The organism is Methylosinus sp. sav-2, from assembly GCF_004366495.1.
Classification (GTDB): domain Bacteria; phylum Pseudomonadota; class Alphaproteobacteria; order Rhizobiales; family Beijerinckiaceae; genus Methylosinus.
Map to the genome: position 1 here is coordinate 314007 of NZ_SOEJ01000001.1, position 25835 is coordinate 339841.

At 65.8% G+C, this 25835-nt stretch carries 24 protein-coding genes; 8 read left to right on the forward strand and 16 right to left on the reverse strand.

All coding sequences use genetic code 11. From position 1 onward, the window contains the following. Nucleotides 1-22: 22 nt before the first annotated feature. Nucleotides 23-1096 carry a DNA polymerase IV gene (dinB, locus tag EDE12_RS01490; RefSeq protein WP_026599919.1) on the forward strand — a complete coding sequence of 358 codons (1074 nt, stop codon included), beginning with the start codon at nt 23-25 and terminating at the stop codon, nt 1094-1096. A 12-nt stretch (nt 1097-1108) separates the two neighbouring features. On the opposite strand, the gene EDE12_RS01495 is transcribed toward dinB, so the two are convergent. After that, nucleotides 1109-2671 (reverse strand): glucan biosynthesis protein G, encoded by a 1563-nt coding sequence (locus tag EDE12_RS01495; RefSeq protein WP_026599918.1) that lies wholly within the window; start codon nt 2669-2671, stop codon nt 1109-1111. A gap of 785 nt (nt 2672-3456) precedes the next feature. Here EDE12_RS01495 and EDE12_RS01500 point away from each other — a divergent pair. Both EDE12_RS01500 and EDE12_RS01505 read left to right on the forward strand, forming a co-directional pair. Next, on the forward strand, nt 3457-4599 hold the full coding sequence (locus EDE12_RS01500; protein WP_026599917.1) for a type III PLP-dependent enzyme: 1143 nt from the start codon (nt 3457-3459) through the stop codon (nt 4597-4599). Between the two features lie 123 nt (nt 4600-4722). Beyond that, nucleotides 4723-5361 (forward strand): N-acetyltransferase, encoded by a 639-nt coding sequence (locus EDE12_RS01505; RefSeq protein WP_084768605.1) that lies wholly within the window; start codon nt 4723-4725, stop codon nt 5359-5361. Nucleotides 5362-5535: 174 nt separating this feature from the next. Here EDE12_RS01505 and EDE12_RS01510 read toward each other — a convergent pair whose 3' ends face one another. The 5 genes from EDE12_RS01510 to EDE12_RS01530 all read right to left on the reverse strand — a co-directional run bounded on the left by EDE12_RS01510 (nt 5536) and on the right by EDE12_RS01530 (nt 8109). Next, complete coding sequence (locus EDE12_RS01510) at nt 5536-6012, reverse strand: ATP F0F1 synthase subunit B (RefSeq protein ID WP_026599915.1); 477 nt, start codon at nt 6010-6012, stop codon at nt 5536-5538. A gap of 11 nt (nt 6013-6023) precedes the next feature. Then, nucleotides 6024-6608 carry an ATPase gene (locus tag EDE12_RS01515; protein ID WP_026599914.1) on the reverse strand — a complete coding sequence of 195 codons (585 nt, stop codon included), beginning with the start codon at nt 6606-6608 and terminating at the stop codon, nt 6024-6026. A 76-nt stretch (nt 6609-6684) separates the two neighbouring features. Then, entirely contained in the window at nt 6685-6915 is a 231-nt protein-coding gene (locus EDE12_RS01520) for a F0F1 ATP synthase subunit C (protein ID WP_018267102.1), read from the reverse strand. A gap of 53 nt (nt 6916-6968) precedes the next feature. Further along, entirely contained in the window at nt 6969-7709 is a 741-nt protein-coding gene (locus EDE12_RS01525; RefSeq protein ID WP_024878335.1) for a F0F1 ATP synthase subunit A, read from the reverse strand. 64 nt (nt 7710-7773) lie between these two features. Then, on the reverse strand, nt 7774-8109 hold the full coding sequence (locus EDE12_RS01530; protein ID WP_026599913.1) for an AtpZ/AtpI family protein: 336 nt from the start codon (nt 8107-8109) through the stop codon (nt 7774-7776). 558 nt (nt 8110-8667) lie between these two features. Here EDE12_RS01530 and EDE12_RS01535 point away from each other — a divergent pair. Further along, entirely contained in the window at nt 8668-9642 is a 975-nt protein-coding gene (locus EDE12_RS01535) for a LysR family transcriptional regulator (protein WP_024878332.1), read from the forward strand. 245 nt (nt 9643-9887) lie between these two features. Here the strand turns inward: EDE12_RS01535 and ettA are convergent, their stop codons facing one another. Continuing rightward, the gene (gene ettA / locus EDE12_RS01540; protein ID WP_024878331.1) at nt 9888-11540 is read right to left on the reverse strand and encodes an energy-dependent translational throttle protein EttA; all 1653 of its coding nucleotides are present in this window, start codon (nt 11538-11540) and stop codon (nt 9888-9890) included. A gap of 181 nt (nt 11541-11721) precedes the next feature. Between ettA and EDE12_RS01545 the strand changes: the two genes are divergently transcribed. From EDE12_RS01545 to ppa, 4 genes are all read left to right on the forward strand, one after another. Next, nucleotides 11722-12714: an NAD-dependent epimerase/dehydratase family protein gene (locus EDE12_RS01545; protein WP_026599912.1), complete on the forward strand. Its 993-nt coding sequence runs from the start codon at nt 11722-11724 to the stop codon at nt 12712-12714. Between the two features lie 115 nt (nt 12715-12829). Continuing rightward, a complete protein-coding gene (locus tag EDE12_RS01550) occupies nt 12830-13702 on the forward strand; it encodes an undecaprenyl-diphosphate phosphatase (RefSeq protein WP_024878329.1) in 873 nt (290 codons plus the stop codon). Nucleotides 13703-13819: 117 nt separating this feature from the next. Further along, complete coding sequence (locus EDE12_RS01555; protein WP_024878328.1) at nt 13820-14341, forward strand: GNAT family N-acetyltransferase; 522 nt, start codon at nt 13820-13822, stop codon at nt 14339-14341. 26 nt (nt 14342-14367) lie between these two features. Next, nucleotides 14368-14901 (forward strand): inorganic diphosphatase, encoded by a 534-nt coding sequence (gene ppa, locus EDE12_RS01560; RefSeq protein WP_024878327.1) that lies wholly within the window; start codon nt 14368-14370, stop codon nt 14899-14901. 57 nt (nt 14902-14958) lie between these two features. On the opposite strand, the gene EDE12_RS01565 is transcribed toward ppa, so the two are convergent. The 9 genes from EDE12_RS01565 to EDE12_RS01605 form a co-directional block, all read right to left on the reverse strand. Next, nucleotides 14959-15330: a DUF1636 domain-containing protein gene (locus EDE12_RS01565; protein ID WP_026599911.1), complete on the reverse strand. Its 372-nt coding sequence runs from the start codon at nt 15328-15330 to the stop codon at nt 14959-14961. A gap of 17 nt (nt 15331-15347) precedes the next feature. Beyond that, the gene (locus EDE12_RS01570; protein WP_026599910.1) at nt 15348-15827 is read right to left on the reverse strand and encodes a hypothetical protein; all 480 of its coding nucleotides are present in this window, start codon (nt 15825-15827) and stop codon (nt 15348-15350) included. Nucleotides 15828-15918: 91 nt separating this feature from the next. After that, nucleotides 15919-16620 carry a cyclic nucleotide-binding domain-containing protein gene (locus EDE12_RS01575; protein WP_026599909.1) on the reverse strand — a complete coding sequence of 234 codons (702 nt, stop codon included), beginning with the start codon at nt 16618-16620 and terminating at the stop codon, nt 15919-15921. A gap of 310 nt (nt 16621-16930) precedes the next feature. After that, a complete protein-coding gene (gene metW, locus EDE12_RS01580; protein ID WP_024878323.1) occupies nt 16931-17611 on the reverse strand; it encodes a methionine biosynthesis protein MetW in 681 nt (226 codons plus the stop codon). A gap of 3 nt (nt 17612-17614) precedes the next feature. Beyond that, complete coding sequence (locus EDE12_RS01585) at nt 17615-18778, reverse strand: homoserine O-acetyltransferase (RefSeq protein WP_245267427.1); 1164 nt, start codon at nt 18776-18778, stop codon at nt 17615-17617. A gap of 139 nt (nt 18779-18917) precedes the next feature. Further along, nucleotides 18918-19901 (reverse strand): cellulose biosynthesis protein BcsN, encoded by a 984-nt coding sequence (bcsN, locus tag EDE12_RS01590; protein WP_026599908.1) that lies wholly within the window; start codon nt 19899-19901, stop codon nt 18918-18920. A gap of 23 nt (nt 19902-19924) precedes the next feature. Beyond that, nucleotides 19925-22006, reverse strand: coding sequence for a hypothetical protein (locus EDE12_RS01595; RefSeq protein WP_051592613.1), 2082 nt, complete (start codon nt 22004-22006; stop codon nt 19925-19927). Continuing rightward, complete coding sequence (locus tag EDE12_RS01600; protein WP_026599907.1) at nt 22003-23145, reverse strand: glycosyl hydrolase family 8; 1143 nt, start codon at nt 23143-23145, stop codon at nt 22003-22005. Before EDE12_RS01600 ends, EDE12_RS01595 begins: the two co-directional genes overlap by 4 nt. Then, nucleotides 23142-25814, reverse strand: a complete 2673-nt coding sequence (locus tag EDE12_RS01605) for a cellulose biosynthesis cyclic di-GMP-binding regulatory protein BcsB (RefSeq protein ID WP_026599906.1) — start codon at nt 25812-25814, stop codon at nt 23142-23144. Before EDE12_RS01605 ends, EDE12_RS01600 begins: the two co-directional genes overlap by 4 nt. Nucleotides 25815-25835: the final 21 nt, after the last annotated feature.

Sequence of the window (25835 nt, forward strand, 5' to 3'; positions counted from 1 at the left end):
GCCGCTCGGCGTCTCCTCACCCATGGCGTCGCAACGCAAGATCATCCACATCGACATGGACGCTTTCTATGCGTCGGTCGAACAGCGCGACGATCCGCGATTGCGCGGACGGCCGGTCGCCGTCGGCTCGCCGCGCGAGCGCGGCGTCGTGGCGGCGGCGAGCTATGAGGCGCGCGCTTTCGGCGTGCGCTCCGCCATGCCCTCAGTCACCGCGATCAGGCGATGTCCCGATCTCCTCTTCGTTCCGCCGCGCTTCGATGTCTATCGCGAGGTGTCGCGGCGCATTCGCGCGATCTTCCTCGATTACACGCCGCTGGTCGAGCCGCTCTCGCTCGACGAGGCCTATCTCGACGTCACCGAAAATCGCAAGAAGATCGCCTCCGCGACCCATATCGCCGAGGAGATAAGAGCGCGCATTCGCGAGGAGACTCGGCTGACCGCCTCGGCGGGCGTCTCCTACAACAAATTTTTGGCCAAGCTCGCTTCCGACCAGAACAAGCCGGATGGTCTCTTCGTCATCACGCCGGACAGAGGCGCGGAATTCGTCGCCACGCTGCCGATCGGCAAGTTTCACGGAGTCGGGCCGGCGACGGCGAAGAAGATGAATGCGCTCGGCATAGAGACGGGGCTCGATCTGCGCGCCAAGCCCCTGCCCTTTCTGCAGCGGCATTTCGGCAAATCGGGAAGCTATTTTTACGGCATCGCGCGCGGCGTCGACGATCGTCCGGTACGGCCAGACCGCATTCGCAAATCGATCGGTGCGGAAGTGACCTTCGCGCATGATCTCGTCGCGCTCGAGGAAGCGATCGCCGCTCTCGCGCCCATCGTCGCGCGCGTCGCCGCCCATTGCGAGGGGGCGGGCATAGAGGGACGCACGGTGACGCTCAAAGTCAAATATGCGGATTTTCAGCAGATCACGCGGCGCAGCACCGGCGCCGCGCCGATCGCCTCGCGCGCCGCGCTGGAAGCCTGCGCGCTGGCGCTGCTGCGCCCGCTGTTTCCGTCAGAGAAAGGCGTGCGCCTGCTCGGCGTCACGCTCTCCTCGCTCGCGCCCGCGGGTGGAAGCGACGATCCGCAGATGAGCCTCGCCGTCTGAGACGGCGAAGCCTCACGGCGCGGTCCAGGGATAGGTCCAAGTCTCCGTCAACGTCAGCGGGCCGGCCTTGAGGAAGGCGCGAATATCCGCCGTCTGGCCGGATTTCACCACTATGTCGAACATCACGCGCATGCCGTCTATGTGCGGATTGGCGGCGACGCTCGAGCGGATGACCGTGCCATTGGTCGCCGAGGCGACGACTTCCACCTGGGAAGGATCATTGACGTAATAAGCGAGATCGCCGCCGGCGAAATCGACGATGAAGCGATGCGCGCCCGCAGTCGCCGCCTCGCCCGAGCCGAGCGCCCGCGCCGGCGCCTCGAATGTGTTAACCGCACGGCCATTGGGCGAGAGCCGCGGCAGATCGAGCAGCGAGGTGATGCGATAGGCGTAGGAGAAGGGCTTGCCGATCTCCAGCGGCTGCGCGCCGACCCAGGCCGCGACGATATTGTCATTGGTCTCGTCGAGCGTCGGCAGTTCCAGCAGCTCGACGGCGCCCTCGCCCCATGACCCTTGCGGCTCGATGAAATAGCTCGGCCGCCGCTCATAGGCGAGGTCGATGTCCTGATAGGTCTCGAAATTGCGGTCGCGCTGCAGCAGGCCGAAGCCGCGAATATTGGGATCGGAGAAGGACGTCAGCCGCGCGATCGGCGCATTGGCGAGCGGGCGCCAGAGCCATTCCTTCGACTCGCCATGGACGAGCAGCCCGTCCGAATCATGCAGCTCGGTGCGGAAGCCGTCGCGCATGCGGCGGTCGTTCTCGCCGGTGAGATACATGGAGGTGAGCGGCGCGAGGCCGAATTTCGCCTTGCGACGCGGGAAGATGGTCGCCTGCACGTCGATCGTGCTGTCCTGGCCGGTCGTCAGATCGAAGCGATAGGCGCCGGTCGCCGCCTCGCCGTCGAGCAGCGCATAGAAGGTGATGCGATTGCTGCCCGGCTGCGGCGTCTCGATCCAGAACTCGCGGAAGAAGGGGAAGACTTCCGAATTGTCGCCGCAGTCGACGCAGAGCGCACGCGCCGAGAGGCCATAGCGCTGGCCGCGGCCGAGAAAGCGGAAATAGCTCGCGCCGAGGAAGGAGATCACCTCGTCGTGCACATGCGGATCATTGAGCGGGAAATGCAGGCGGAAGCCGGCGAAGCCGATGTTGATCGGCAGCGTCCGCTCGAATTTGTTGCGGCCATAGTCGAACAGCGCCGCCGAATAGGGAATGGGCGTCGGAATGCCGTCCCTTATCGTGTTCACCGTCACCGGGCGCTTGTAGAGAAAGCCGAGATGGAAGGTGTGCAGCCGGAACGAGCCCGGAATATTGGAGAACAGCGCCTTTTCCGGACGGAAGCGAAGATCGCGGAAGGAGTCGAAGTCGAGCTTCGCCAATTCGTCCGGCAGCTGCGGCGGCGCCGCCTCGAAAGGCGCGCCGGCGAGGTCGCGGGCGCGGCGCGCCACGTCCTCGAGGCCGAAGCGCGGCTGCGTTCCGTTCTGCACGGATTGCGCGACGGCGCGTCCGAGCGGCGCGGCCTGAGCGCCCGCCGCGACCATCGCGCCGAGAAGCCGGCGGCGTGTGATGTCGATCATTTCAGTCAGTTTCCGGAAAAATTGAGCGACGAGCGGAAGCCCGTCTTCGGGTCGCAGACGAATCGGGGTCGCAGACGAATCGGGCGTTCTTGGGGACGCCGCCCCGTCTACGAGCGCGGCGCGCGTCGCCCGGCCCCGTCCGAGCTTCTGCCTATCCGGCTTTGGGCCGGGCTGCAAGACGGTGGAGCTATCACCCCGCGGAGGGCGCAAAATGGGCGAAAGGGCGACAAATTTCGCCGGCGGGCGAAAAAGCCCTTGCAGAGCCGGCGAAAGCGCGTATTTACGTTCTCGCCCACTTTCGCACGTGCCTGTGGTCGTGTGTCGGTCGATGGGGATCCGGACAAGAGGCCGGTCAACCATCGGAATAAAACCGGCAGCCGGAGGCGAAACCGGCGAACCTCGCCTGAGCGAGGGATCGCGACTTAAAGCAACGACGGACCGGGCTTTTTCGTCTCTGTCGACCCTCCAAAGGTCGGCGTACCGAAGAGGCTTGTCTTTCTTGCCGGGCGTGCGGAAAGGGAAAAATCCCCTTCCAAGCGATGGCTATTCGACACGGGATTCGATGTCCGTCTGGACATGCGAGTCCGCGTTTCGTCTAGCCGACGGCGCATCACCCGACCGTCCTGCGCTTCGCCGCGAGCGAAGCCGTGACGGTCATGGAACGCAGTCGTCTCGATGTTCAGCTCGCCTCCACAGCGTGCTGCGCAAACGACGTCGTGCATCCGATCGAAGCCCTTGGCCACTCCGCGGCGCTACATGCCGCGACTTCGTTGGGGATGCCGCAAATGACGGATCGTATTCGCGAATTTTTGGAGGCCCGTCGTCGCGCCGGACGCGATGTCGGCCCCTGCCTCGTCGTCGACCTCGAGGTCGTGCGCGACAATTACACGAGCTTCGCCAAGGCGCTGCCGGACACGCGCGTGTTCTACGCCGTGAAGGCCAATCCGGCGCCGGAGGTGCTCTCGCTGCTCGCCACGCTCGGCTCCTGCTTCGACACGGCCTCCGTTGTCGAGATCGAGCAGGCCATGGCCGCCGGCGCGACGCCGGATCGCATCAGCTTCGGCAACACGATCAAGAAGGAGCGTGACATCGCCCGCGCCTATGCGCTGGGCGTGCGTCTCTTCGCGGTCGATTGCGAGGCGGAGGTCGAGAAGATCGCCCGCTCCGCGCCGGGCTCCAAGGTCTTCTGCCGCATTCTCTGCGATGGCAGCGGCGCCGAATGGCCGCTGTCGCGCAAATTCGGCTGCACGCCGGATATGGCGCCGCGCGTCCTCGAGCACGCTCATCGCCTCGGCCTTGTCGCCTATGGCGTGTCCTTCCATGTCGGCTCGCAGCAGGGCAATCCGAACATGTGGGACGGCGCGCTGAAGTCGGCCTCGTCGATCTTCCGCGATCTCGCCGAGCGCGGCATTCAGCTGCAGATGGTCAATCTCGGCGGCGGATTTCCGACCCGTTACCTCAAGAATGTGCCGGCGGTGAAGGCCTATGGCCAGGCGATCTTCCGGGCGTTGTCGAAGCATTTCGGCAATCGCATTCCCGAGACGATCATCGAGCCGGGCCGCGGCATGGTCGGCAACGCCGGCGTGATCGAGGCCGAGGTCGTGCTGGTGTCGAAGAAGTCCCGTGAGGACGAGGTCCGCTGGGTCTATCTCGACATCGGCAAGTTCAACGGTCTCGCCGAGACGACCGACGAGATGATCCGCTATCCGATCCGCACCGAGGCGGACGGCTCCGCGACCGCGCCTTGCGTCATCGCCGGGCCGAGCTGCGATTCGGTGGACGTGCTGTATGAGAAGGAGCCCTACCTCCTGCCCATCAGCCTGGAGATCGGCTCGAAAGTGCTGATCGAGGGAACCGGCGCCTATACGACGACCTATTCGTCGGTGGGCTTCAACGGCTTCCCGCCGCTGGAATCCTTCGTCATCTGACGCCTGCGGGCCGCGAGCCTTCTGGCTCGCAGCCGCCCCGCCCAAAATTATCTGTCCCGTTCGGCGGGCGCGCAGCGATGCGCGCCAGGCGCGAGGGTCGTCCGTCCTCGAAGGGAGGAACCGATGGCCTTTGAACTTTCTCATCATGAGATCCGGTCGCTCGGCTTTACGCGCAACAGCGTGATTGCGGAAGCGAGCCTCGAAGCGCGCCGTCCCGTCTGCGCGATCGCGGAAGAAACCCCGGAAGACATTGCCGCGCGCGAGGCTCTGCTCGACGCGGCCTTCGGCCCGGCGCGCTTTCTGAAGACTTGCGAGCGGCTTCGCGAAGGCCGCATGCCGGCGCGCGGGCTCGCGCTGGTCTGCAAGGACGAGGACCGGCTCGTCGCCACAATGCGCATGTGGGCGATCTTCGCCGGGCCGGGGCGCCCGGCGCTGCTGCTCGGCCCGCTCGCGGTGGCGCGGGACTATCGTTCGCTGGGGCTCGGCGCCGCCATGATAAAGGCGGGCCTCGCGCGCGCGGCGACCCGCAATCATCGCGCGGTTCTGCTCGTCGGCGACGCGCCCTTTTATGCGCGCTTCGGCTTCGAGACGCGTTTCACCGAAGGGCTGACAATGCCCGGCCCCGTCGAGCGCGAGCGTTTCCTCGGCCTCGAGCTGACCAAAGGCGCTCTGACCGGCGCGGCCGGCCGAGTGTCCGGAGCCGGCCTGCCCGCCCGGGCGGCTGCCCCGGCGGTGATCGGCGAGCTGGCGCGCGCGGCGTGACGTCGCGCGGCGAAGGGCAAAGGTAAGCGCGGGCGGCCTTTGTCCGGGGAGCCGAACCGGCGCCGGACATTCGATAAAAGCAAAACGCCCGAAGTCTCGCGACTTCGGGCGTTTTGAATTTGGTCAGGCTTCGGCGGGGTGAGGCGAGCCCGCCTCCCCGGCGCTAAGCCGCGGTCAGTGCGCTAGCGATTTCACATCCGCAATGCCGGCGGAGACGAAATCGGTTCCGGCGACGCCCTTGCGCAGCACGGCCTCGGCGACCTTCACCGCGGCGTCGGCGGCGCTGGCGCGCACCTCGGCGGCGGCCTGAGCCTCGGCCTGGGCGATCTTGTCCTCCACCTGCTTGGTGCGGCGGGTGATATAATCCTCGAGGCGCTGGCGCGCTTCGGTCGCCAGCAGATCGGCCTCGCTCTTGGCCTGAGCGACGATCGCCTTCGCCTCTTCCTCGGCCTCCTCGCGCTTCTTCTCGAAGGAGGCGAGCAGGCTCTCGGCCTCGCTGCGCAGGCGCTCGGCCTCGGCGAGCTCGCTCTTGATCCGGATCACGCGCGAATCGAGCGCGGCTCCGAGCTTCTTATGCGCGCCCACATAGAGGAGCAGGAAGACGAAAATGCCGAAGCCGATGGCGACGAAAACTTCCGCGTCGAAATGCATGGCTCGACCTCTCAGCTCGCCTTGATGTTACGGTATTCGCCTTGCAGCGTCTCGGCGGCGAAGCGGGCGCCCGTCAGCTTCTCGAGGATCGCGCCGGCGGCTTCGGTGGCGATCGTCTCGACATTGGACAGCGCCTCGGATTTGGCGGCGAGAATCTGCGTCTCGGCGGCGGCGACCTTCTCGGCGAAGGCGGCCTCCTCGCTGGCGCGACGCGTGGCGGTCTCGGTGGCCGCCTGCTGCTGGGCGGCGCGGCCGATATCCTGCGCCTGCGCCTTGGTGACGCGCAAGGTCTCGTCATGCGCGGCGGCGGCTTCCTGCGCCTTCTCCTGCAGCTCGCGCGAGGCGAAGAGATCGCTCTCGATGCGGCTCTCGCGGTCGTGCAGAATGGAGCCGATACGCGGCAATGCGATGCGCGACATGAGAAGATAGAGAAGTCCGAAGGTCAGCGCCAGCCAGACGAGCTGCGGAACGAAATTCTCCGTCTGGAAGGGCGGAAACTCGCCTCCACCGTGATGTTCGACGCTCGTTTGCGTCGCGCTCGGCTCACGGGCTCCATGCGGCGCCGCCTCTTCGGCGGCGAGAACGATATTCGCCATGACGGCTTCCAGCCTCTTGTCTGCGTGGGAGACGACAAAGGCTCGGGACGCGTCCCGAGCCTTCGTTCATACGGCCTCAGGCCTTGAGATAGAGCAGGATCGCGATCAGGAACGCGAAGATGCCGAGACCTTCGGCCAGCGCCGCGCCGATGATGGCGTTGGTGAACTGAGCCGCAGCGGCCGACGGATTGCGCAGAGCGCCATTGAGATAGTTGCCGAAGATGATCGCGACGCCGATCGCGGCGGCGCCCGTTCCGATGGCGGCGAGACCAGCGCCGATCGGGCCGTAGACGGAAACATCAGCCATTGTTAACTCCTGCTCTTTTTTAGGCGGGCGACCATTTATTGTTCAAATATTTATCAGTGGCCCGGGTGGATCGCGTCATTGAGATAGACGCAAGTGAGGACGGTGAAGACGAACGCCTGAAGGCAGTTGACCAGCAGCTCCAGGGCGTAGAGCACGACGACGCCGAGCACAGGAACCGGCGCGAGCGCCGCCCAGGAGCCGGCGCCGAGAAGCATCACCGCGAGACCGCCGAACACGGCGAGCGTGATATGGCCCGCGAGAATGTTGGCGAAGAGACGAACGGAGAGCGACACGGGCCGCGACAGGAAGGAGATGATCTCGATCGGGATCAGAATGACCAGCACCGGCCCCGGAACGCCATGCGGCACGAACAGCCGCAGAAAGCCGAAGCCGTGGCGATAGAGCCCGTAGAGGATCACCAGAAGGAGAACGAAGGCCGCGAAGGCGAAGGTGAGGACGATCTGGCTCGACAGCGAATAGGTGTAGGGGACGAGGCCGATCAGATTCGACATCAGAATGAAGGTGAACAGCGTGAAGACGAAGGGGAAGAAGCGCATCCCTTCCTTGCCCGCCGTAGAGCGCACCGTATTGGCCACGAATTCGTAGAGAACCTCGGCGAGCGCCTGTCCACGACCCGGCACCAGCGCGCGCTTGGACGTCGCGAATATGGTGAGGATGATGGCCGCGGAAGCGGCGAGAAGCATGTAGAGCGAGGCGTTGGTGAAGGAGACGTCGACGCCATTGATGAAGTAAGGCGCAATACGCTGGAGCTCGAACTGCTCGGTAGGATTCATCGCTCGATCCGGACGGCGCCCGGCCCTTCATCTCCGCGGCGCCGAGGGAGTCGGGCCGCCTGTTTCATCCGCCGCCTCGCGCGTCTTTCGGCGCAACGAAGCGAAACACATTGTAGAAGCCCGCAGCGACGCCGAGCCCCAGAAACAGGATCAGCAGCCACGGCCCGGTGCCGAACCAGCGATCCGCCTGCCATCCGATCAGCGTGCCGACGAGAATCGCGGCGACGAATTCGGACAGCACGGTGAAACCCGCGCTCAGCGCCTTTCCGAACGACCCGCCGACCGGCAATCCGCCGCCAGTCTCGGCGCGTCGCTCCTCTTCCTTGCTGCCGAGCTCGGCCTGGAGCCTCTCCAGTCTCGCGCGCAGCTCTTGGTCGCTCTCGTTCTTGTCCGTTGTCATCGGCTCTCCTCCTCGCGCAAAAGCTTTAGAGCGCGCGCGAGCAGCATAGATGATTGCCGAAGAAACGCCCGGACAGGGGCGACGGAAGGGATTTCGACGCGACGCGATATCGGCCGGGCGGCCAAGTCGTTCGAGCCGCGCGCAACATATGGGCAGCGCCATTTCGTGTCAAGCCGCAGCCCCCGCCGCGAATCGCCCGGAAAACCAGGGTTTTTCCGCGATTGTCCATTTCTTGCGCAGACTCCTTTTCGCGGTTGCGAGATGGTCCGCAGCCGCAATGCGAGAAAGCCGCCCCGTCGCCGCGCCCCGCGGCCCCGTGAGGAACGGCTCGCTTTCCCTCGTCGAGGGAGCATGCTGGGGACGGAAAGCCGCCCGAAGGATCCGACGGGCCGGCAGGCGACTGCGCTCTTCCGTAGCGAGGCGCGGAGAGGTAAGGTCCGCATAAATGCATTGATTTCATCGCGCTATCAAAAATTTTCAGTGGCGTCGGAGGCGCCGTTCTGGCGTCATCTTCACGAACGATCCTCCCTTTTGCGCGACGATGCGGATGGCGGACATATGACCGAGCTGCGGAACTTCGATCTCAATCTCCTCGTCGCCTTCAATTTTCTGATGGAGGAGCGCAATGTGTCGCGCGCGGCGCAGAAGATGTTCATCACCCAATCGGCGATGAGCCATGTGCTGCAGCGATTGCGGCAGCAGCTCGACGATCCGGTGCTGGTGAAGACGCCGCAGGGCATGAAGCCGACCCAGCGCGCGCTCGCCCTGGTGGAGCCGGTCGCTTCCATCTTGAACGAGGTCGAGCAGGTGATCCGCGGCTCGAAGGAGTTTTCGCCGGCGACGACGCAGCGGCGCTTCACGATCGCGACGAATGATTATGTCGAGTTCTGCCTGCTGCCGCCGCTGATGAAATCGGTGAGCCGGCAGGCGCCCAATGTGGAGATCCATCTGGTGCAGACCTCCGGCTCGCTGCGCGAGGCGGCGGACGCCGGCGATGTCGATCTCGTCATCGGCTTCGACGTGATCCTGGATTCGACGCCCTATGTCCGGCGCGAGCGGCTCTACACGGATCGCATCGTCGCTCTAGTGCGCCGCGACCATCCTGATTTTCCGACCGATGAGCCGACGCTCGAGCAATTCGTCGCGGCGCGACATATGCTGATGTCGCGGCGCGAGGCGGGCACGGGAATCATCGACGACTGGCTGGAGCGCCGCGGCCTCGCGCGCAAGGTCTCGCTCGTCGTGCCGAATTTTCTATCTGCGCCCTGGATCGTGGCGAGCAGCGATCTCGTCTTCTCATTGCCGCTGCGCATCGCCGAGCATTTCGTGCGTCTCGCGCCGCTGCGAATATTGGAGATACCGATCGAGTTCCCGACCTATGATCTGCTGATGGTCTGGCACTCGCTGCAAGATCGCGAGCCGGCGCACGCATGGCTGCGGCGCGAAATCGTCGATATTTGCCGCGGCGTCGTGGAGCCGCCGGTCGAGGAGACGCCGCGGCCGGCGCGCGCAAAGGGCCGAGAGCCTGCGTGAAGAATGCGCTCGCCACTCATCATAGGGTTTCCATCTGATTCTTCGCTCGAAAAAGCGACGACCGCACAGCTGTCATTGCGAGCGAAGAGAAGCAATCCAGAGCCGTGGGGCGGTTCTGGATTGCTTCGTCGCTCCGCTCCTCGCAATGACGACCATGCGGGAATGCGTGGCATTCACGCGGAAACCGTAGCACGCCTTCGCAAAAGCCCTCTTCCGCGCAGCGGGGGAGGGCCGGGGAGAGGGCCTCAGCGCGAGAATTTCTTATATTTCAGCCGATGCGGAATGACGCTGTCGATTCCGAGGCGACGCTTCTTGTCCTCCTCGTAATCGGCGAAATTGCCCTCGAACCACTCCACATGCGAATCGCCCTCGAAGGCGAGCATGTGCGTGGCGATGCGGTCGAGGAAGAAGCGGTCATGCGAGATGATGACCGCGCAGCCGGCGTAATCCACCAGCGCTTCTTCCAGCGCGCGCAGCGTGTCGACATCGAGGTCGTTGGTCGGCTCGTCGAGCAGCAGAACATTGGCGCCCTGCTTCAAAATCTTGGCTAGATGCACGCGGTTGCGCTCGCCACCCGACAGCATGCCGACCTTCTTCTGCTGGTCGGTTCCCTTGAAGTTGAAGGCGCCGCAATAGGCGCGTGAGTTGATCTCGCGCTTGCCGAGATAGATGATGTCATTGCCGCCGGAAATCTCTTCCCACACGGTCTTCTTGTCCTCGAGCGCGTCGCGCGATTGGTCGACATAGCCGAGCTGCACGCTGTCGCCGACCGTGATGGAGCCCTTGTCCGGCTTCTCCTGGCCCGTGATCATGCGGAACAAGGTCGTCTTGCCGGCGCCGTTGGGGCCGATCACGCCGACGATGCCGCCCGGCGGCAGCTTGAAGGAGAGATCGTCGATCAAGAGATGATCGCCGAAGCCCTTCGACAAATGATCGAAGGCGATGACATTGTCGCCGAGGCGCTCGGCCACCGGAATGACGATCTGCGCCGTCGTCGGCGCCTTCTCGTTCTGCTTGGCGACGAGATCCTCATAACGCTGGATACGCGCCTTGGATTTGGCCTGGCGGGCCTTGGGCGAGGCGGCGATCCACTCGCTCTCCGCCTCGAGGGCGCGCTGGCGGGCCTTGTCCTCGCTGTTCTCCTGCGCGAGGCGCTTCTGCTTCTGCTTCAGCCAGCTGGTGTAATTGCCTTCGTAGGGAATGCCGCGGCCGCGATCGAGCTCGAGAATCCAGCCGGTGACATTGTCGAGGAAGTAGCGGTCATGGGTGACGATGAGGATCGCGCCCGGATAATTGCGCAAATGTCCCTCGAGCCAGTTCACCGTCTCGGCGTCGAGATGGTTGGTCGGCTCGTCGAGCAGCAGCATTTCCGGCTGCTCGAGCAGCAGGCGGCACAGCGCCACGCGGCGCCGCTCGCCGCCGGAAAGCTTGGTGACGTCGGCGTCGTCGGCCGCGCAGCCGAGCGCCTCCATGGCCTGATCCACCTGGCTGTCGAGATCCCAGAGGCCCTTGGCCTCGATCTCGTCCTGCAGGCGGGTCATCTCGTCGGCGGTCTCGTCGGAATAATTCACCGCGAGATCATTGTAGCGATCGAGAATGGCCTTCTTGTCGGCGACGCCGAGCATCACATTGCCGCGCACGTCGAGCTCTGGATCGAGCTGCGGCTCCTGCGGCAGATAGCCGACGCGCGCGCCCTCGGCGACGAAGCCCTCGCCAGTATACTCCTTGTCCATGCCGCCCATGATGCGCAGCAATGTCGATTTACCGGCGCCGTTGACGCCGAGAACGCCGATCTTCGCGTCCGGGTAGAAGGACAAATGGACATTGTCGAGGACCTTCTTGCCGCCCGGATAGGTCTTGGTGAGACCCTGCATATGATAGATGAACTGCCGCGCCATGGGTGATCGGTCCCGCTAGAGAAAAATGCTCGGCGCGATGTTTAGCGCCTTTTGGGCGGAAGTGAAAACCGGCTTTTTGCGTGAGGGGCGGCGTGGTCGCGGAAGGCCCGTACGTCGCCGGAAGTTGACAGCGGCGGGGCTTTTCCGCCAGAGGTTGCCCGTCTCCAACGAGAGCGGGCTCATGCGCGTCTTCGTGACCGGCACGGCCGGATTCATCGGCTTCCATCTCGCACAGCGCCTGCTCGAGCTCGGCCACAGGGTCGATGGCTTCGACGGGCTCACGCCTTATTACGATGTGACGCTGAAAGAGGCGCGCCACGCCCGGCTCGCTGGCTTCGAAGCGTTTCGCCCCCATATCGCCATGCTCGAGGATATGGAGGCGCTGACCCGCGCCGTCACGGCGGCGGAGCCGGAGGTCATCGTCCATCTCGCGGCGCAGGCGGGCGTTCGCTACAGCCTCGAGAACCCGCGCGCCTATGTGGACGCCAATCTCGTCGGCGGCTTCAATGTTCTCGAGCTGGCGCGGCTGCAGGGCGTTCGCCATCTGCTGATGGCCTCCACCAGCTCCGTCTATGGCGGCAATCAGGACGTGCCCTTTTTGGAGAGCGAGCGCGCCGATTTTCCGCTGACGCTCTATGCGGCGACGAAAAAGGCCAATGAGGCGATGGCGCATTCCTATGCGCATCTGTGGTCCATTCCGACGACCATGTTCCGCTTCTTCACCGTCTACGGCCCCTGGGGCCGGCCGGATATGGCGCTGTTCAAATTCGTCGACGCCATCGAGAAGGGCCGGCCGATCGACATCTACAATCACGGCAAGATGCAGCGCGATTTCACCTATGTCGGCGATCTCGTCGAGGCGATCCTGCGCCTCGTCGACCGCGCGCCGCAGATCGGCGCGGACGCATCCGTCTCGCCGGTCGCCCCGTTCCGCATCGTCAACATCGGGCGCGGCGAGCCCGTGGGCCTGCTCGATTTCATCGAGGCGATCGAGCGCAAATTGGGCAAGACGGCGGTCCGCAACTATCTCGAGATGCAGAAGGGCGACGCCCCCCGCACCTTCGCCGATTGCTCGCTGCTCGAACGGCTGACCGGCTTTCGCCCGCAGACCTCGGTGGAGGAGGGCGTCTCGGCCTTCGTCGACTGGTATCGCGCCTATTATGACGCCGCCTGACGCCGGAGCCGTGAGCAATCCTTAACCATCTGTCTGAGACAAGACCGTAACCGCCGCGCGGGGGCGATTCGCGCCCTTTCGGCGCGGCCTTGGGCCTCGTTTCGGAGAGCGTTTCATGGCCTTGGCTTGCACTTCAGGTCTCGATACCGGCTTCGTCGAGCTCGGCTATGCGAAAGTGGCGGCGCTCGGCGTCGTGCAGGGCATCACCGAGCTTCTCCCCATTTCCTCCACGGCGCATATGCGGATCGTGCCGGCGCTGCTCGGCTGGAAGGACCCGGGCTCGGCGTTCTCGGCCGCCATGCAGCTCGCCGCTTTGGCCGCCGTGGTCAGCTATTTCTGGAAGGATATTCGCGGGATCGCCTTCGGCTCCGTCCATGCGGCGCTGCGGCGCGATTTCAGCGATTGGAACTTCCGCTTCCTCATCTGGATCGTCCTCGCCACCATTCCCATCGGCCTCGCCGGCATCGCGCTCTCTGGCGTGCTGAACGCCTGCGGCTCGCCGCTGCGCTCGCTGCCGGTCATCGGCATCTCCTGCATCGTCATGGCGGCGCTGCTCGCCATCGCCGAGCTCTATTGCAACCACTCCCGCACGCTGGACCATGTGAGCCTGAAGGATGCCCTGGTCGTCGGCTTCGCCCAGGTGGGCGCGCTGGTGCCGGGCGTCTCGCGCTCCGGCTCCACCTTGACCGCGGCCCTGTTCCTAGACCTCAAGCGCGAGCAGGCGGCGCAATTCTCCTTCCTGCTCGGCCTGCCGGCCATCACCCTCGCCGGCCTCAAGGAGCTCTATGAGCTGCACAAGGCGCATCTCGACGGCCATGGCTGGTCGGTGCTGGCGGTCGGCCTCGTCGTCGCCTCCGTTTCGGCCTTCGCGGCCATATGGGGACTGATGCGTTTTCTGGAGCGTTTCTCCACCTGGCCCTTCGTCGTCTACCGGGCCTTCATCGGCGTGGTTCTGCTCGTGGGCGCCGCCACCGGCCTATTGTCTTGAGCCGCAAGGGAGGCGGCGCCGATTCGGTCATTTCGGCGCCGCGATCTTTTATTTTTGTTCGCTTTGTCGGCGCCCGGCTCTTGCCCAAACAGGCCCTCGGGACCTAACATCGGAGCCATGGTCGAGACCACCACCCTCATTCGCCATGCTGGACCCGGCGACGCCGAGGCGATCACGCATGTGCACGACGCCTCCTGGCGGGACGCCTATCGCGGCGTCATTCCGGGCGGGGAGCTCGAGCGCATGATCGCCCGCCGCGGGCCGCAATGGTGGGCGCGGGCGATCGTGCGGGGCAGCGGCATTCTGGTGCTGGAGTTCGACCAGGACGTCGTCGGCTACGTCACCTACGGCCGCAATCGCGTGCCCTCCATGCCTTACTCGGGCGAGATCTTCGAGATCTATCTGCTGCCCGAATATCAGGGCCTCGGCTTCGGCCGACGCCTGTTCAACGCCGCGCGGCAGGAGCTCGCCGCGCATGGCTATCTCTCCACCATCGTCTGGGCCTTGGCCGATAATGACAAGGCTCTCGCCTTTTATCGCCGGCTCGGCGGCCTCACCGTCCGCCGCGCGGAAGAGCGCTTCGGCGAAGACATGTTGGCGCGCGTCGCCTTCGGATTCGTCTCCGCGCCCGTCCGCTGACTTTTCCCACTGTCAGGAGCTGCTAGATGCGTCTCGACGCCATTGAAATCGGCGCGAATCCTCCATTCGAAGTCAATGTCGTGATCGAAGTGCCGCTCGGCGGCGAGCCGATCAAATATGAGCTCGACAAAGCCTCGGGAACGCTCGTCGTCGACCGATTCCTCTATACGTCGATGCGCTATCCCGGCAATTACGGCTTCATCCCGCACACTCTGTCGGAAGATGGCGACCCCTGCGACGTGCTGGTCGCCAATACGCGGCCGATCGCGCCCGGCGCGCTGATCGCCGTGCGCCCGATCGGCGTGCTCTACATGCGCGACGAGGCCGGCGGCGACGAGAAGATCATCGCCGTGCCCGCGCCCAAGCTGACCAAGCGCTACGACAAGGTGCAGAACTACACCGACCTGCCGGAGATCACGACTCGGCAGATCGAGCATTTCTTCGCCCATTACAAGGACCTCGAGCCCGGCAAATGGGTCGAGGCGGCCGGCTGGGGCGACGCGGAAGCGGCCCACAAGATCATCAATGAAGCGATCGCGCGGGCGAAAAAGGGCGAATAGAGAGTAGCGAATAGCGAGTAGCAAAAACTATTCGCTACTCGCTATTTCGCTATTCGCTCACCCCTTCGGCGCCGGCGGCGTGCGCGAGATTATCCCCTTGCGCATGGCGTCCGGCCGATCCTTCTTCGGCACCAGGCCGGTTTCCGACGCCGTATAGCGGCGCGCCGCTTCGATGAGATCGTCAACATCGGCGACATTGTCGAAATCGCCCAGCACATAGGTCCACTTGCCGCGGGCGGCCATGGCCACGGTGCAGGGGCGCGAGCACACGCCGAGACACTCCACCGGCTCCGCCGCGACGATCGCGCGATCCTCCGCGGTGAGGCGCGCGCCGAGCGCCTCGAGCAGCGCATGGCCCGGACGCACCTCCGGATCATCCTTGGCTCGGCAGACAGTGCACACATAGACCGTCGTTTCCGGCTGGCTCACCTGACCTCCTTCGCCGCTCACTTCGGCGGCTCATATTTGCACTGCGCCCCGCCGCCGGCCTTTTGCGCCACCTCATCCGGATCGACCGTGCAGTCGAGAGCGGACGCCGCAGCATAAATCGTTCCGGCTGCGCCGTCGGGCGGCACGCCCACTTCCAGCAGCGTCGCGTATATCTCATGCGCGAGGCGGCCGGAGAGCTGGACCTTCTTCTGGCCGAACGTCAGCTCGCATGCATGCTGCGTAATGTCCACATTGCTCGCGCGGCAGCTGATCGAATCGACGACCACCTCTATCGTCTTGCCCTTGGGAAAAGCGACCTTCGCATGTCCGTCGGCGAGCTTGCCGAGCGCCGCCTTCTCGGCGGGCTTCACCGCCGGCGAATGCTTGCCGGCGAGGGCGGCGAGCGACAAGGCGCCGGCGCCGTCCGTCGTGGAGGCGGCAAGGGCGGCGCCATCGGCCGCGAGAATGAAAAGAGCGGTCGCGAAAATCCGTTTCATGCGCAATTCCTTCCGAGCTTCGCGCCTTGCGCGCGAGGGGCGGAGAATTGCGGCATGCGGGGCCGAAATCATGGCGCGAAGGCGGCGAAGCTCAGGCGAGCGCGCCACGGCTCTCGATCAGATCGCGCCGCTCGGAGGGCAGAGTGGGCTCGCGCTCGCCGCCGCAACATTCGATCGACAGACGCGCGACATTCTCAATGGTGACGTCGCGCGTCTCCGTGCGCACGCCGATCTCGCGCAGCTTGGCGAAAGCGCGCGACAATGTCTCCTGCTTGACGCCGAGCCGCGCGGCGATGAGCCGCTTGTCATAAGGCAAGCGCAGGCTGCAGCTTTCGACATTCGGCGGACACAGCGTTAGCAGGAAGCGTGCGAGCCGCTGCTCGGCGGTCTGGCCTTTGAGCGATTCGATCTCGCCGATCAGCCCGCCCAATTTGCGCGCGGTCTCCTCGATCACCGCCGATGCGAGCGAAGGGGATTCACGCAGCATGAAACGAAATCGCGGCGCGGAGAGCTTTATGAGCTGCGTCGGTCCAACTGCTTCCGCGCCGACGCGATAGCTCTCGCCGTCCGGGCTCAGCGCCTCGAAGAGAGTCTCGCCGATATTGCAGATATTGATGAGAGTCTCGTCGCCGCAGGAGGCGGTGCGCATCAGCTTCACGAATCCGTCGAGCACGATCGCCACATGAAGCGCGTGATCGCCTTGACGAAAAATCGTCTGACCATCTTCGAATTGTTCTAATTTCGCATCGCGGGTGAGCCGCTGCATCGACTGCGCATCGACAGTCGCAAACATCGGCACGCCTCTAAGAGACGGCGGCTCCAGCATTAGCGCGCTCCCGCGGTCGCCGACTTTTCCGCGCAAATCGGCGCGTTCATCGGTCATTGTACGCAATCTATCGCGAAGCTTCCCCCTGGGAAAGCGCTCGCTCTTGGACAGGAAGTCGCATGAAGCGCGCGCTCCGCCTCCGCGAGCGCTCGTAAAACGCCGCGATCCGCCTTTGATTTCTGGACTTTTCGTGATTTGCGCGGCGCTGCATGAAAAAGAGAGAGCGTGGAGTCTCGGCATTATTGCGCAGACGCCGAGCCCCGCGAGATTCAATCGCCTAAGTATTTTTTGCAGCGATGAGCGATATTTTTTTCGGCGGATCGCGCTCGAGCAGGAAGATCGCCTGCGCGCCGAAGAGATTCCACACCCACCAAGGCGCGTTCACGCGGATGGGCGCGCCGGCGTGATCCAGCGCCGCGCCGCGTTCGATATGCGCCCCCAGCGCTTCGACGAGATCGACGAAATCCCTGATCGTGCAGAGATGTATGTTGGGCGTGTCGTACCAGGCGTGCGCCAGCGTCGTGGTCTGCGGCATGCGGCCTTTGGCCAGCAGCGACAGCCGCACTTTCCAATGTCCGAAATTGGGGAAGGACACGATCGCGCGCCGACCGATTCGCAGCATGTCGACCAGCACCTGACGCGGATGATGCGTCGCCTGCAGCGTCTGCGACAGAATCACATAATCGAATCCGTCGGTCGGATAGTCGCGCAGATCGGTGTCGGCGTCGCCTTGAATCACCGACAAGCCTTTGGCCACGCAATCATTGACGCCGCGCTGCGACAATTCCACGCCGCGTCCGTCCACCTGCTTGGTCTCGGCCAGCAATTTCAGCAGCGCGCCATCGCCGCAGCCGACGTCGAGCACGCGGCTGCCCGGCGCGACCATCGCCGCGACGGCGGCGAGATCGAGACGAACGGGGCGTTCCTGCGCGCTCTGAGGAAAGATGGGAGCGTTCATCGGCTAAGCCTCCTCGGCGCGCGGCAGGCCGCGCGCCGCAGCGGCCGCCTCCAGAAATCCGCGCGTCGTCGCAATGAAATCCGGCTCATAGACGAGAAATGCGTCATGGCCTTTGTCGCTGTCGATCTCGACGAAGGAGACCGAGGCGCCGCCGGCGTTGAGCGCATGCACGATGGCGCGCGAAGCGGAGGTCGGATAGAGCCAGTCGGTGTTGAAGGAGACGACGCAAAAGCGCGTCGTCGTGCCCTTGAACGCCTGCGCCAGCGAGCCGCCGTAATCGGCCGCGAGATCGAAATAATCGCAGGCGCGCGTGACATAGAGATAGGAGTTGGCGTCGAAGCGATCGACGAAGGCCATGCCCTGGTGACGCAGATAATTCTCGATCTGAAAATCCGCGTCGAAGGAGAAGGTCGGCGCCGCGCGATCCTGCAGCTTGCGGCCGAACTTGCGTTGCAGAGCCGGCTCCGAGAGATAGGTGATATGCGCGGCCATGCGCGCGACGGCGAGGCCCTTCTCCGGCCGCACGCCCTGCTCGAGATAACGCCCGCCGCGCCAATCGGGATCGGCCATCACCGCCTGCCGGCCGACCTCGTGAAACGCGATATTCTGCGACGAATGCTTGGGCGCGGTGGCGATCGGCATGGCGGAGAAGACGCGCTCTGGATAGCTCGCCGCCCATTGCAGAACCTGCATGCCGCCCATGGAGCCGCCGGCGACGCAGAAGAGCTGGTCTATCCCGAGGTGATCGATCAGCATCGCCTGCGCGCGCACCATGTCGCGAATGGTGACGACCGGAAAATCGAGGCCATAGGCGTGGCCCGTCGTGGGATTGATCGAGGACGGACCCGATGTGCCGAGGCAGCCGCCGACGACATTGGAGCTGACGATAAAATAGCGCTCCGTGTCGAAGGGCTTGCCGGGGCCGACCATCACATCCCACCAGCCGGGCTTGCCGGTCAGCGGATGCACATTGGCGGCGTGCTGGTCGCCGGTCAGCGCATGGCACAGCAGAATGGCGTTGGAACGCTGGGCGTTCAGCTCGCCATAGGTCTGATAAGCGATCGTCAAAGGCGCGACGCAGCCGCCCCCATCGGTGAGGAGCGGCCGGTCCAGCGGGAACTCGACGATGCGCCCATTGAGCGGGTCCGAAGAGGACAACGTCTCTATGGCTGGAAGCGCATTGGCCAAATTCTTCTCTCCTGTTCGATATGCCGAACAATTTGTTCGGCAACATCGGCGGCCGAGAGGAGAGTGTCAAGGCCTTGGGCGTCTCCGGCAATCGTCTTAGGCCCGCCTCTGCGGCCTCTCACCGCGCCGCGGGCTTGGGCGGGCCGGCGAAGGCCTGGGGCGGTAGGCCGGGGTCGAAATGAACCGCCGCCGCCCGTGTCTCCACCGGCTTTGTTTCCATCGGCTTGGCCGGCTCGCTGTAGCGGCGAACCTCGGTCGTCGTCTCCTCATGGCGATGGAGAGGCCGCGCCTTGGCCTTATGGACCGGCGGCCGCTTCGCCGGACCGGCGATGCTCGCCACCGTCGCCGGCGCCGCGGGACGCTCGCCAGCGGCGGGCGGAGGCGTGGGCGTATCGACGCCGCTGCGGGCGGCGTCGACGACGCGCTCCACATTGGCGGCCTCGGTGGCGCGCAGTCGCGCGAACCATTCGGCGAATTGCTGCTCGGTGACGCCCTTGCGGCAGAGGCGCATGCGGATCGAGGCGGGAATCTCGTCGCCCCGGACGATGGTCGTAGCGGCGGCGTCCGGGCGGGCCACGGCGCGCAAATCATCGACCCATTGCCAGGCGAAGGCGCAGCGCGTCCCTTCCGGTCCCGGCCCCACGGCGAGGCCGAAGGGTCCGAGCTCATTATGCAGCGGCTTGGCGACGATACGCATGCGCGTCGTCGGAAAGCGCAGCGCCAGCTCCTGGCGCACGCCGACCTCGGTCGGCCTGCCCATGGGGATCTCGCCCTCATGGCCGCTCCCGGCGGCGGCCGCGCGAATGTCGATGGTCAGCTCGTTCCAGCCCTTGCCCATGAGGGCGCGGTCGAGCGCGACGCTCTGACGCCAGCCATTGGCGTAGCGGCGCTCCTCGAGGCCGCCGCGCACGCGCGCCTCGGCCGGCAGCGCCAGAATGGAGGCCGCGCCGCTGCGCGCCTCGACGCCCTGCGCCGGCGGCGGTCCGGCGGTGGCGCCGGTCGGCGTCGTATCGACGGCGAGAATGCCGCGCGTCGGGGAGCAGGCGGAAAGGCCGAGCGCGAGCAGCAGCAGCGGGGGCGAATGTCTCGAGAAATGGCTCATGACGAAATCTCCGAAAAACGAATTCAGCGGGTCTGGCTCTGCTTGGACGAGGGCAATGAAAGCACCGCGGCGAGATCGGGCGGCGGCGGCGCGGCGCCATAGCGATTGCGCGGCGCCATGGCGGTGGCGACATGCTCGGCGGCGCTGGCCGTGAGCTGTGTGGCGGCGTCGGCCTTCTGCTGGCCGATCCAGGCCGGATCGGCCTCCTGATTGGCCCATTGCGTGCCGGTCGGCGCGACCTGCTCGGAGGCCGGCGGCCAGCTCGCGAGATCGACGGCGTTCCAGCCGGGCGAGAGGATGAAGCCGTAGCGCTCCGAGGGCATGGGTCCGACGCCGGGCACGCGCCGCGCCACCAGCGGCGCCTTGCCGCCGAGCGGCTCCGTCCGCAGCCCGACCGGAACGGCGGCGGCTACGACCGGCGCCGGCTGGGCGGAGGCGGAGCGCGCGGCGACCAGCGGCAGCGGCGCGAAGCGCAGCGGATTTTCCGCCGTCACCGCTAGCGGGAATCTGCCGCGCACGGCTTTCAGCACGCGCTCGCGCTGCTGCTCCTGCGCCGCCACCTTGGCGGCGTCCGGCGTGGTCGCCTCCTTCTTCTCGGCCTCGACGCGCAGGCGGTCGCGCTCGGCGGCGAGCGCCGGCCCGGCCGGCCCTGGCACCACATAGCCGGCCATTTTCACCGCCGGCCCATGCGCCTTGGCGGCGACGCGCGAGTCGCAGGGGAAGGGCGGATGATAATAATCATCCGGGAACAGCAGCTCGACCAGCTTGGGGAACAGCCCGTCATAGCGGTTGATGAGCTCCAGCGCCTCCTTGTCCTTGCGCAGGCGCTTCAGCGTCAGCACATAGCCATAGAGCGTCGCCTCCTTCGGAAACCAGGCGACCGCGCGCTCGAACCAGAAGCGCGCCACATCGAACTGGCAGGAATTATAGGCGTACCAGCCGAGACCCTGCGCGCCCTCGCCGGAGGCCGATTCGATCGTCACCGCCGCATAGCGGGCGAGGCGCGCCGGCTCCAGATATGGCGGAGTCTCCTGCGTGAGATCGCGCTCCAGCAAATCGAGAAAGAGAATGCCATTGTTCACCAGCGGAACGCGCCAGGCGTAGGAGACCTCCTCCGCCTCGCGGCGCAGATCGAGCGCGCGCAGCGTATGGGCGAGCCCATGCGCGATCATGGCGTCGCCGCCATTCTCGATCGCCGCCTTGAAGGATTCGAGCGCGTTACGAAAATCGCGGCGCTTGTATCGCAGCCAGGCGACGAGGCCGAGCTGCTGCGGCTCGCGCGTGAATTTGGCGAAATTCTCGAAGCGCTGCAGCTCGTCGGCGGAAATCTCGTCCTTGCGCTCGTCGCGCAGCACGGCGACGATGCGCGCGCGGGTGATGTCGATGGCCACAGCGGCGAATTCGTCTTCCGGCCCTTTCGAGCTCTTGCGCGCCTCGACCAGCAGCGTCTCGACATCGTTCATACGCAGCGTGGCCATCGCCTTCTGCATGGTGGCGAGACGAATATGCTTGTCCTCATTGGAGACGAAGATCGCCTTATAGACCTCGATCGCCTCATTGATCTGCCCGGTGCGCGCAAAAGCTTCCGCGATCGTCCATTGCGCCTCCGCATCGGCGTTGGCGATGAAGAAGCGGCCGTCGCGCGCGAAGGAGGCAATGTCGAGCCAGCGCCCCTCGCGCCAGAATGCGAAGATCTGATTGCGCTGCTCCTTCTGCTTTAGCTTTTGAATGAGATCGTCGGATGGACGCCAGCCGGGCATGTCCTTGCGGCGCGCGGCGATGTTCTCGCGCAATTCGTCGAGCCTGTCGCTCGAGAACAGCTCCCACAATCCCGCCTCGTCGACATCGCCGCGACGCGGTCCGTAGAGATCGGCCGGCGGCTCGAAATTGGGATAGAGCCGCCGCAGCCGCGAGAATTCGGCGCGCACGCGCGCGCGCTGATCCAGCGATGCGTAATAGCGCAGCGCGAGATCGTCGGGCTTTTCGGAGGCCGCGGCGGCGGGCGCCGGCGCGGCCAGAATGGATTGGGGCGCGGCGCCTTGGGCGTGCGCGTGCGGAGCCGCCGCAAAGGAAACGGCGCAGGCCGCGAGGATAAGGGCTCTCATTTGGCGAGACACGACGAATACCTCATTTGCGCGGCGAGCAGCGCCAGCAGATGCAGAGTGGCGGGGTAATAATCTTCATTGGCTTTGGGCGCGGCGAAATCGGCGGGCAGCTTGGCGCCGTCGACGACGCAGGCGACGAGCGCGGCGATCGACGCTATGCCATTGCCGCCGAACTGGCCGACCTCCTTGCCGGAAGCGACATCGACGATCGGCGGCGCCTCCTTGGCGCGCTGCGCCCAGGCGAGGAAGGGCGCGTAATGCGCGCGCTCGCCGACGCCGGCCCAGGCGAGATAGAGCGGAATGCGCACGGCGTTATAGGCGAACTCCGGCGCGAAGCCTTCGGCCGGCCGCGCACGCCAGCCCTCGAGCGCGATCCAATCGGCGGGCAGAGTCTGCGGCGTCGGCCGCGACGCTTCCAGCAAATCGAGACCCGTCTGGGTGAGGCCCGCCCAATCGACTTCCGGCGCGACGCTGTCGAGCCGCGCAAGGGCCGGGAAGACGTAATAGGAGAGATTGATCACCGGCCCGTCGGAGCGATCCGAGGCGTTGAAGCCCGCGACCGCCGGCAGCAGCAGCGCGCCCATCCTGGTCTTGAACAGCACCACCTTGCGCGACAGCTCGACGGCGATGCGCCGCGACGCCATGCGCAGCGGCAGATCGTCCCAATATTCCGCCGCCTCCGCCAGCGCCCAGGCGATGAGGAGATCGCCGTCCGAGGCGTTGTTCATGTCGCCGACGGCGGGACGACGCTGCGGATCGAAGCGCCAGGCGACCAGCTCGTCATTGCGCACCATGAGATTGGCGCGCGTCCAGCCCCACAGGCGATCGAATGTGGCGCGGTCATTGGCGGCCACCGCGAGCAGCATGGCGTAGCCCTGCCCCTCGCTGTGGCTCACTTGGTCATTGGCCGTGTCGATGACGCGGCCCTGCTCGGCGATGAAGCGCTTCTTATAGGCGGTCCAAGCCTCCGGCGCGCGCAACGCGCCGCCGAGCTTGATCTTATGCGCGTCGAGCGACAGCGGCGCGCCGATGACCGCGGCGATTTCCGCTATCGGCTCGGCGCGCGGCGCGGCCGGCGCGAGCGCGATGGCGAGGCCGAGGGCCGCGAGAACGGGCGCGGCGAGAGACGCAATTCTCATCTCGAGCTCCTTCCGATATTGCGCGTCAGCCACAGGGTGGAAGCGGCGAAGAGCGCGGCGATGAGAATGGAGAGGCCGACATAGACGCCGGGATGCAGCGACATCCAGCCGGCGGCGATGAGCCTCAGATTGCCGAAGGAGAGCGGCCGCGTGACGATGAAGCGCGCGCTCTCGGCCGGCGTCGCCACCATTTTCGCGTCCTTCATGTCCAGCATGGCGAGCTGGCCCTGCACGCGGCGCGACACGCGCGGATCGACGAGACAGGCGGAGGCCTCCGCCAAAGTCGCCGCATTGGGCGCGGTGACGACGGTCCAGACATCCTTCGCCGTGTCGCCGAGGATGGATTGGCTCATCGCCAGCGAGGCCTGCTGCGTGGCGACATGATCGGCCGCCTCCGCCTCGAAGCCCGCGCGCAGCCATTGCGCCGCATCGGCGACGCGCGCCGCGCTCCACACGCCGGCGACGCGCAGACGCTCGACGACGCCATAGCCCCAGCGGCCCTCGCGGCGCAGATCGTCGCGCCAGGCCTCCAGCAGATCCTGCTCGCCCTCGCCGCGCTCCATGCTTTTGCGCACCGAGCCGACAGGCGCGAAATCGACGCGCTCCGGCTCGCCGCCCGGCGCCGGCGCAGCAGTCGCGCCGCCCGCCTGCGCGGTGATCGTCTTGTCGAGCATGTTGCGCGGCGCATAGCAGGCCATGGGAAAATTGCGCTGCAGGACGAAACGATTGCGCGCGGCGATCTCGAGCGGCGAGAGCCGCTTCTCCGACGCCTTGCGATGATCGGCGGTCAGATGCGGCCCCCAGGCCTCGCGCAGAGTGTCGGCCGGCATGTCGAGACGTTGCAGCAGCGCAGCGTCGAAGGAATCGAGCGGCGCCACGGCGAGCGTCGGTCCCTGCCCTTCGCCGGGCGGCGCATCGACGATCTCGAAATCGATCGGGCGTCCGGCGGCGACGGCGAAATGCGCGACGATCGTCGCCGCCGCGCCCACCGCATCCGTATCGAGCGAGGGCATGTAGAGCTTGGGCCGCCCCTTGGCGCCGGCATAGGGAAAGCCGCCGGTCGCCGTCACCGCGAGATCGGGCATGCGCGCGATGCGCGCGATCGGCGGCAGCTCGATCTCCGTCTCGTCGAGGAAGAGAAAGCGCTTGGCCGCGCGCATCGCCGCCAGCGGATCGCAATCGGCGTCCTGGCGCGTCGGCACATGCGCCTCTATCTCGATGCGATTGAGGCCGGGCTTGAGAAAGCCGAGCGGCAGCGGCAGCGGATTGTCGCGGAAGACATCGCCCGCGGCCTTCAGAAGATTGAGGCTCACCGCCGTGCGCTCGTCGACCTTGACGACGATCTGCGCATTGGAGTCGAGCCCGGCCGCATAGCCGCCGGCGAGGCGCAGCAGCGCATTGCCGTAATCGGCAGCATAAAAGTCCGGCGGCATGACGATGTTGAAGGCGGCGCGATAGAGATGGCCGGTGAACTCTTCGCTGGCGACGCCGAGATCGCGCAGCTTCACCTTGCGTCCGCCGTCGAGCCGATAGCCGGGAAAAGCGGCCGATGCGCGCAAGCCTTGCGGCGAGCCCTTGGGCGCGGGCGAGACAGAGAGACGACGGATCGCCTCGTCCACTTGCGCCGATGTCGCGCCGGTCACGACGATGCTGACGCGGCGCCCGGGCGCGGCCGGCAGCACGAAGGCGCGCGGCTCGTCTATGGGGCCGACGCGCGAGAGATCGACGCGGCCGACCAGCTCCGACGCGGGACCGACGAAGAGATTGACGCCGTAACGTCCGCTCGCCGCAGGGCCTGCGTCGACCACCGGCTGCTCGAAACGCCCGGCGAGCGAGATGGCCTGCGCCGCGCGCAGCATGCGCTCGATCTCGAAAGATTTGGCGTTGACGCCGAGCACGGCGCGGATCGGCAGCGCGCCTTGCTCATCCGGCGGCAGCGCGCCGAGATCGGAAATGCTGGTGACGCCGGCGTCATCCTCCGGCAGCACCAGGCCGGTCTCGGTCGGATCGATCTGCGTCCACAATTCGTACGTGGCCTCGAGCGAGCAATCGACGCGATGACGCTGGCTCGTCGCGATGCGCACGGAGTTGAAGCCCGGCCGCATCACGCCCGGCGGAATGTCGAAGACGATGGTCTCCACCTCCTGCACCGCGCGAATCTGCGTGTCGCCGATCGTCTGATCATTGATGGTCAGAGTCAGCGCGGAGGCCTCCGGCATCACCGACACGGCGGCGAGATAGCCGATGCGAAATTGCAGACGGCGCGCGGCCTGCGCCTCGGTGACATAGATCGGCCATTCCGAGGAACCGATCTCGCCGGCGAGACGATAGCCCTGAATATTATTGGTGAGATGCCGCAGCATGGCGCCGGCGACGGCGGGCCGCGATGCGACGGGCGCGACAGAAGCAGGCGATGGCGACGGCGCGATCGATGGCGCCCGCGTCGATGCGACGGGCGGCTCCACCGCGGCGATACGAGACGGCTCGCGCGCGGCGAAACGCGCGGGCATGATCGGCTGGAGGCCGGAAATCGCCGGCCTCGGCCTGTCGACTTTCAGATGAAACAGCTGCTCTTGCGGCGCTGTCGTGAAGATCGCCTGGGCGCCCACCGCGATCGGCGTCAGCGCCGTCGTGGTCGCGAGCAGAAGGGCGAGGACTCGGAACTGCATCTTGGCACTCATTTTTGCGAG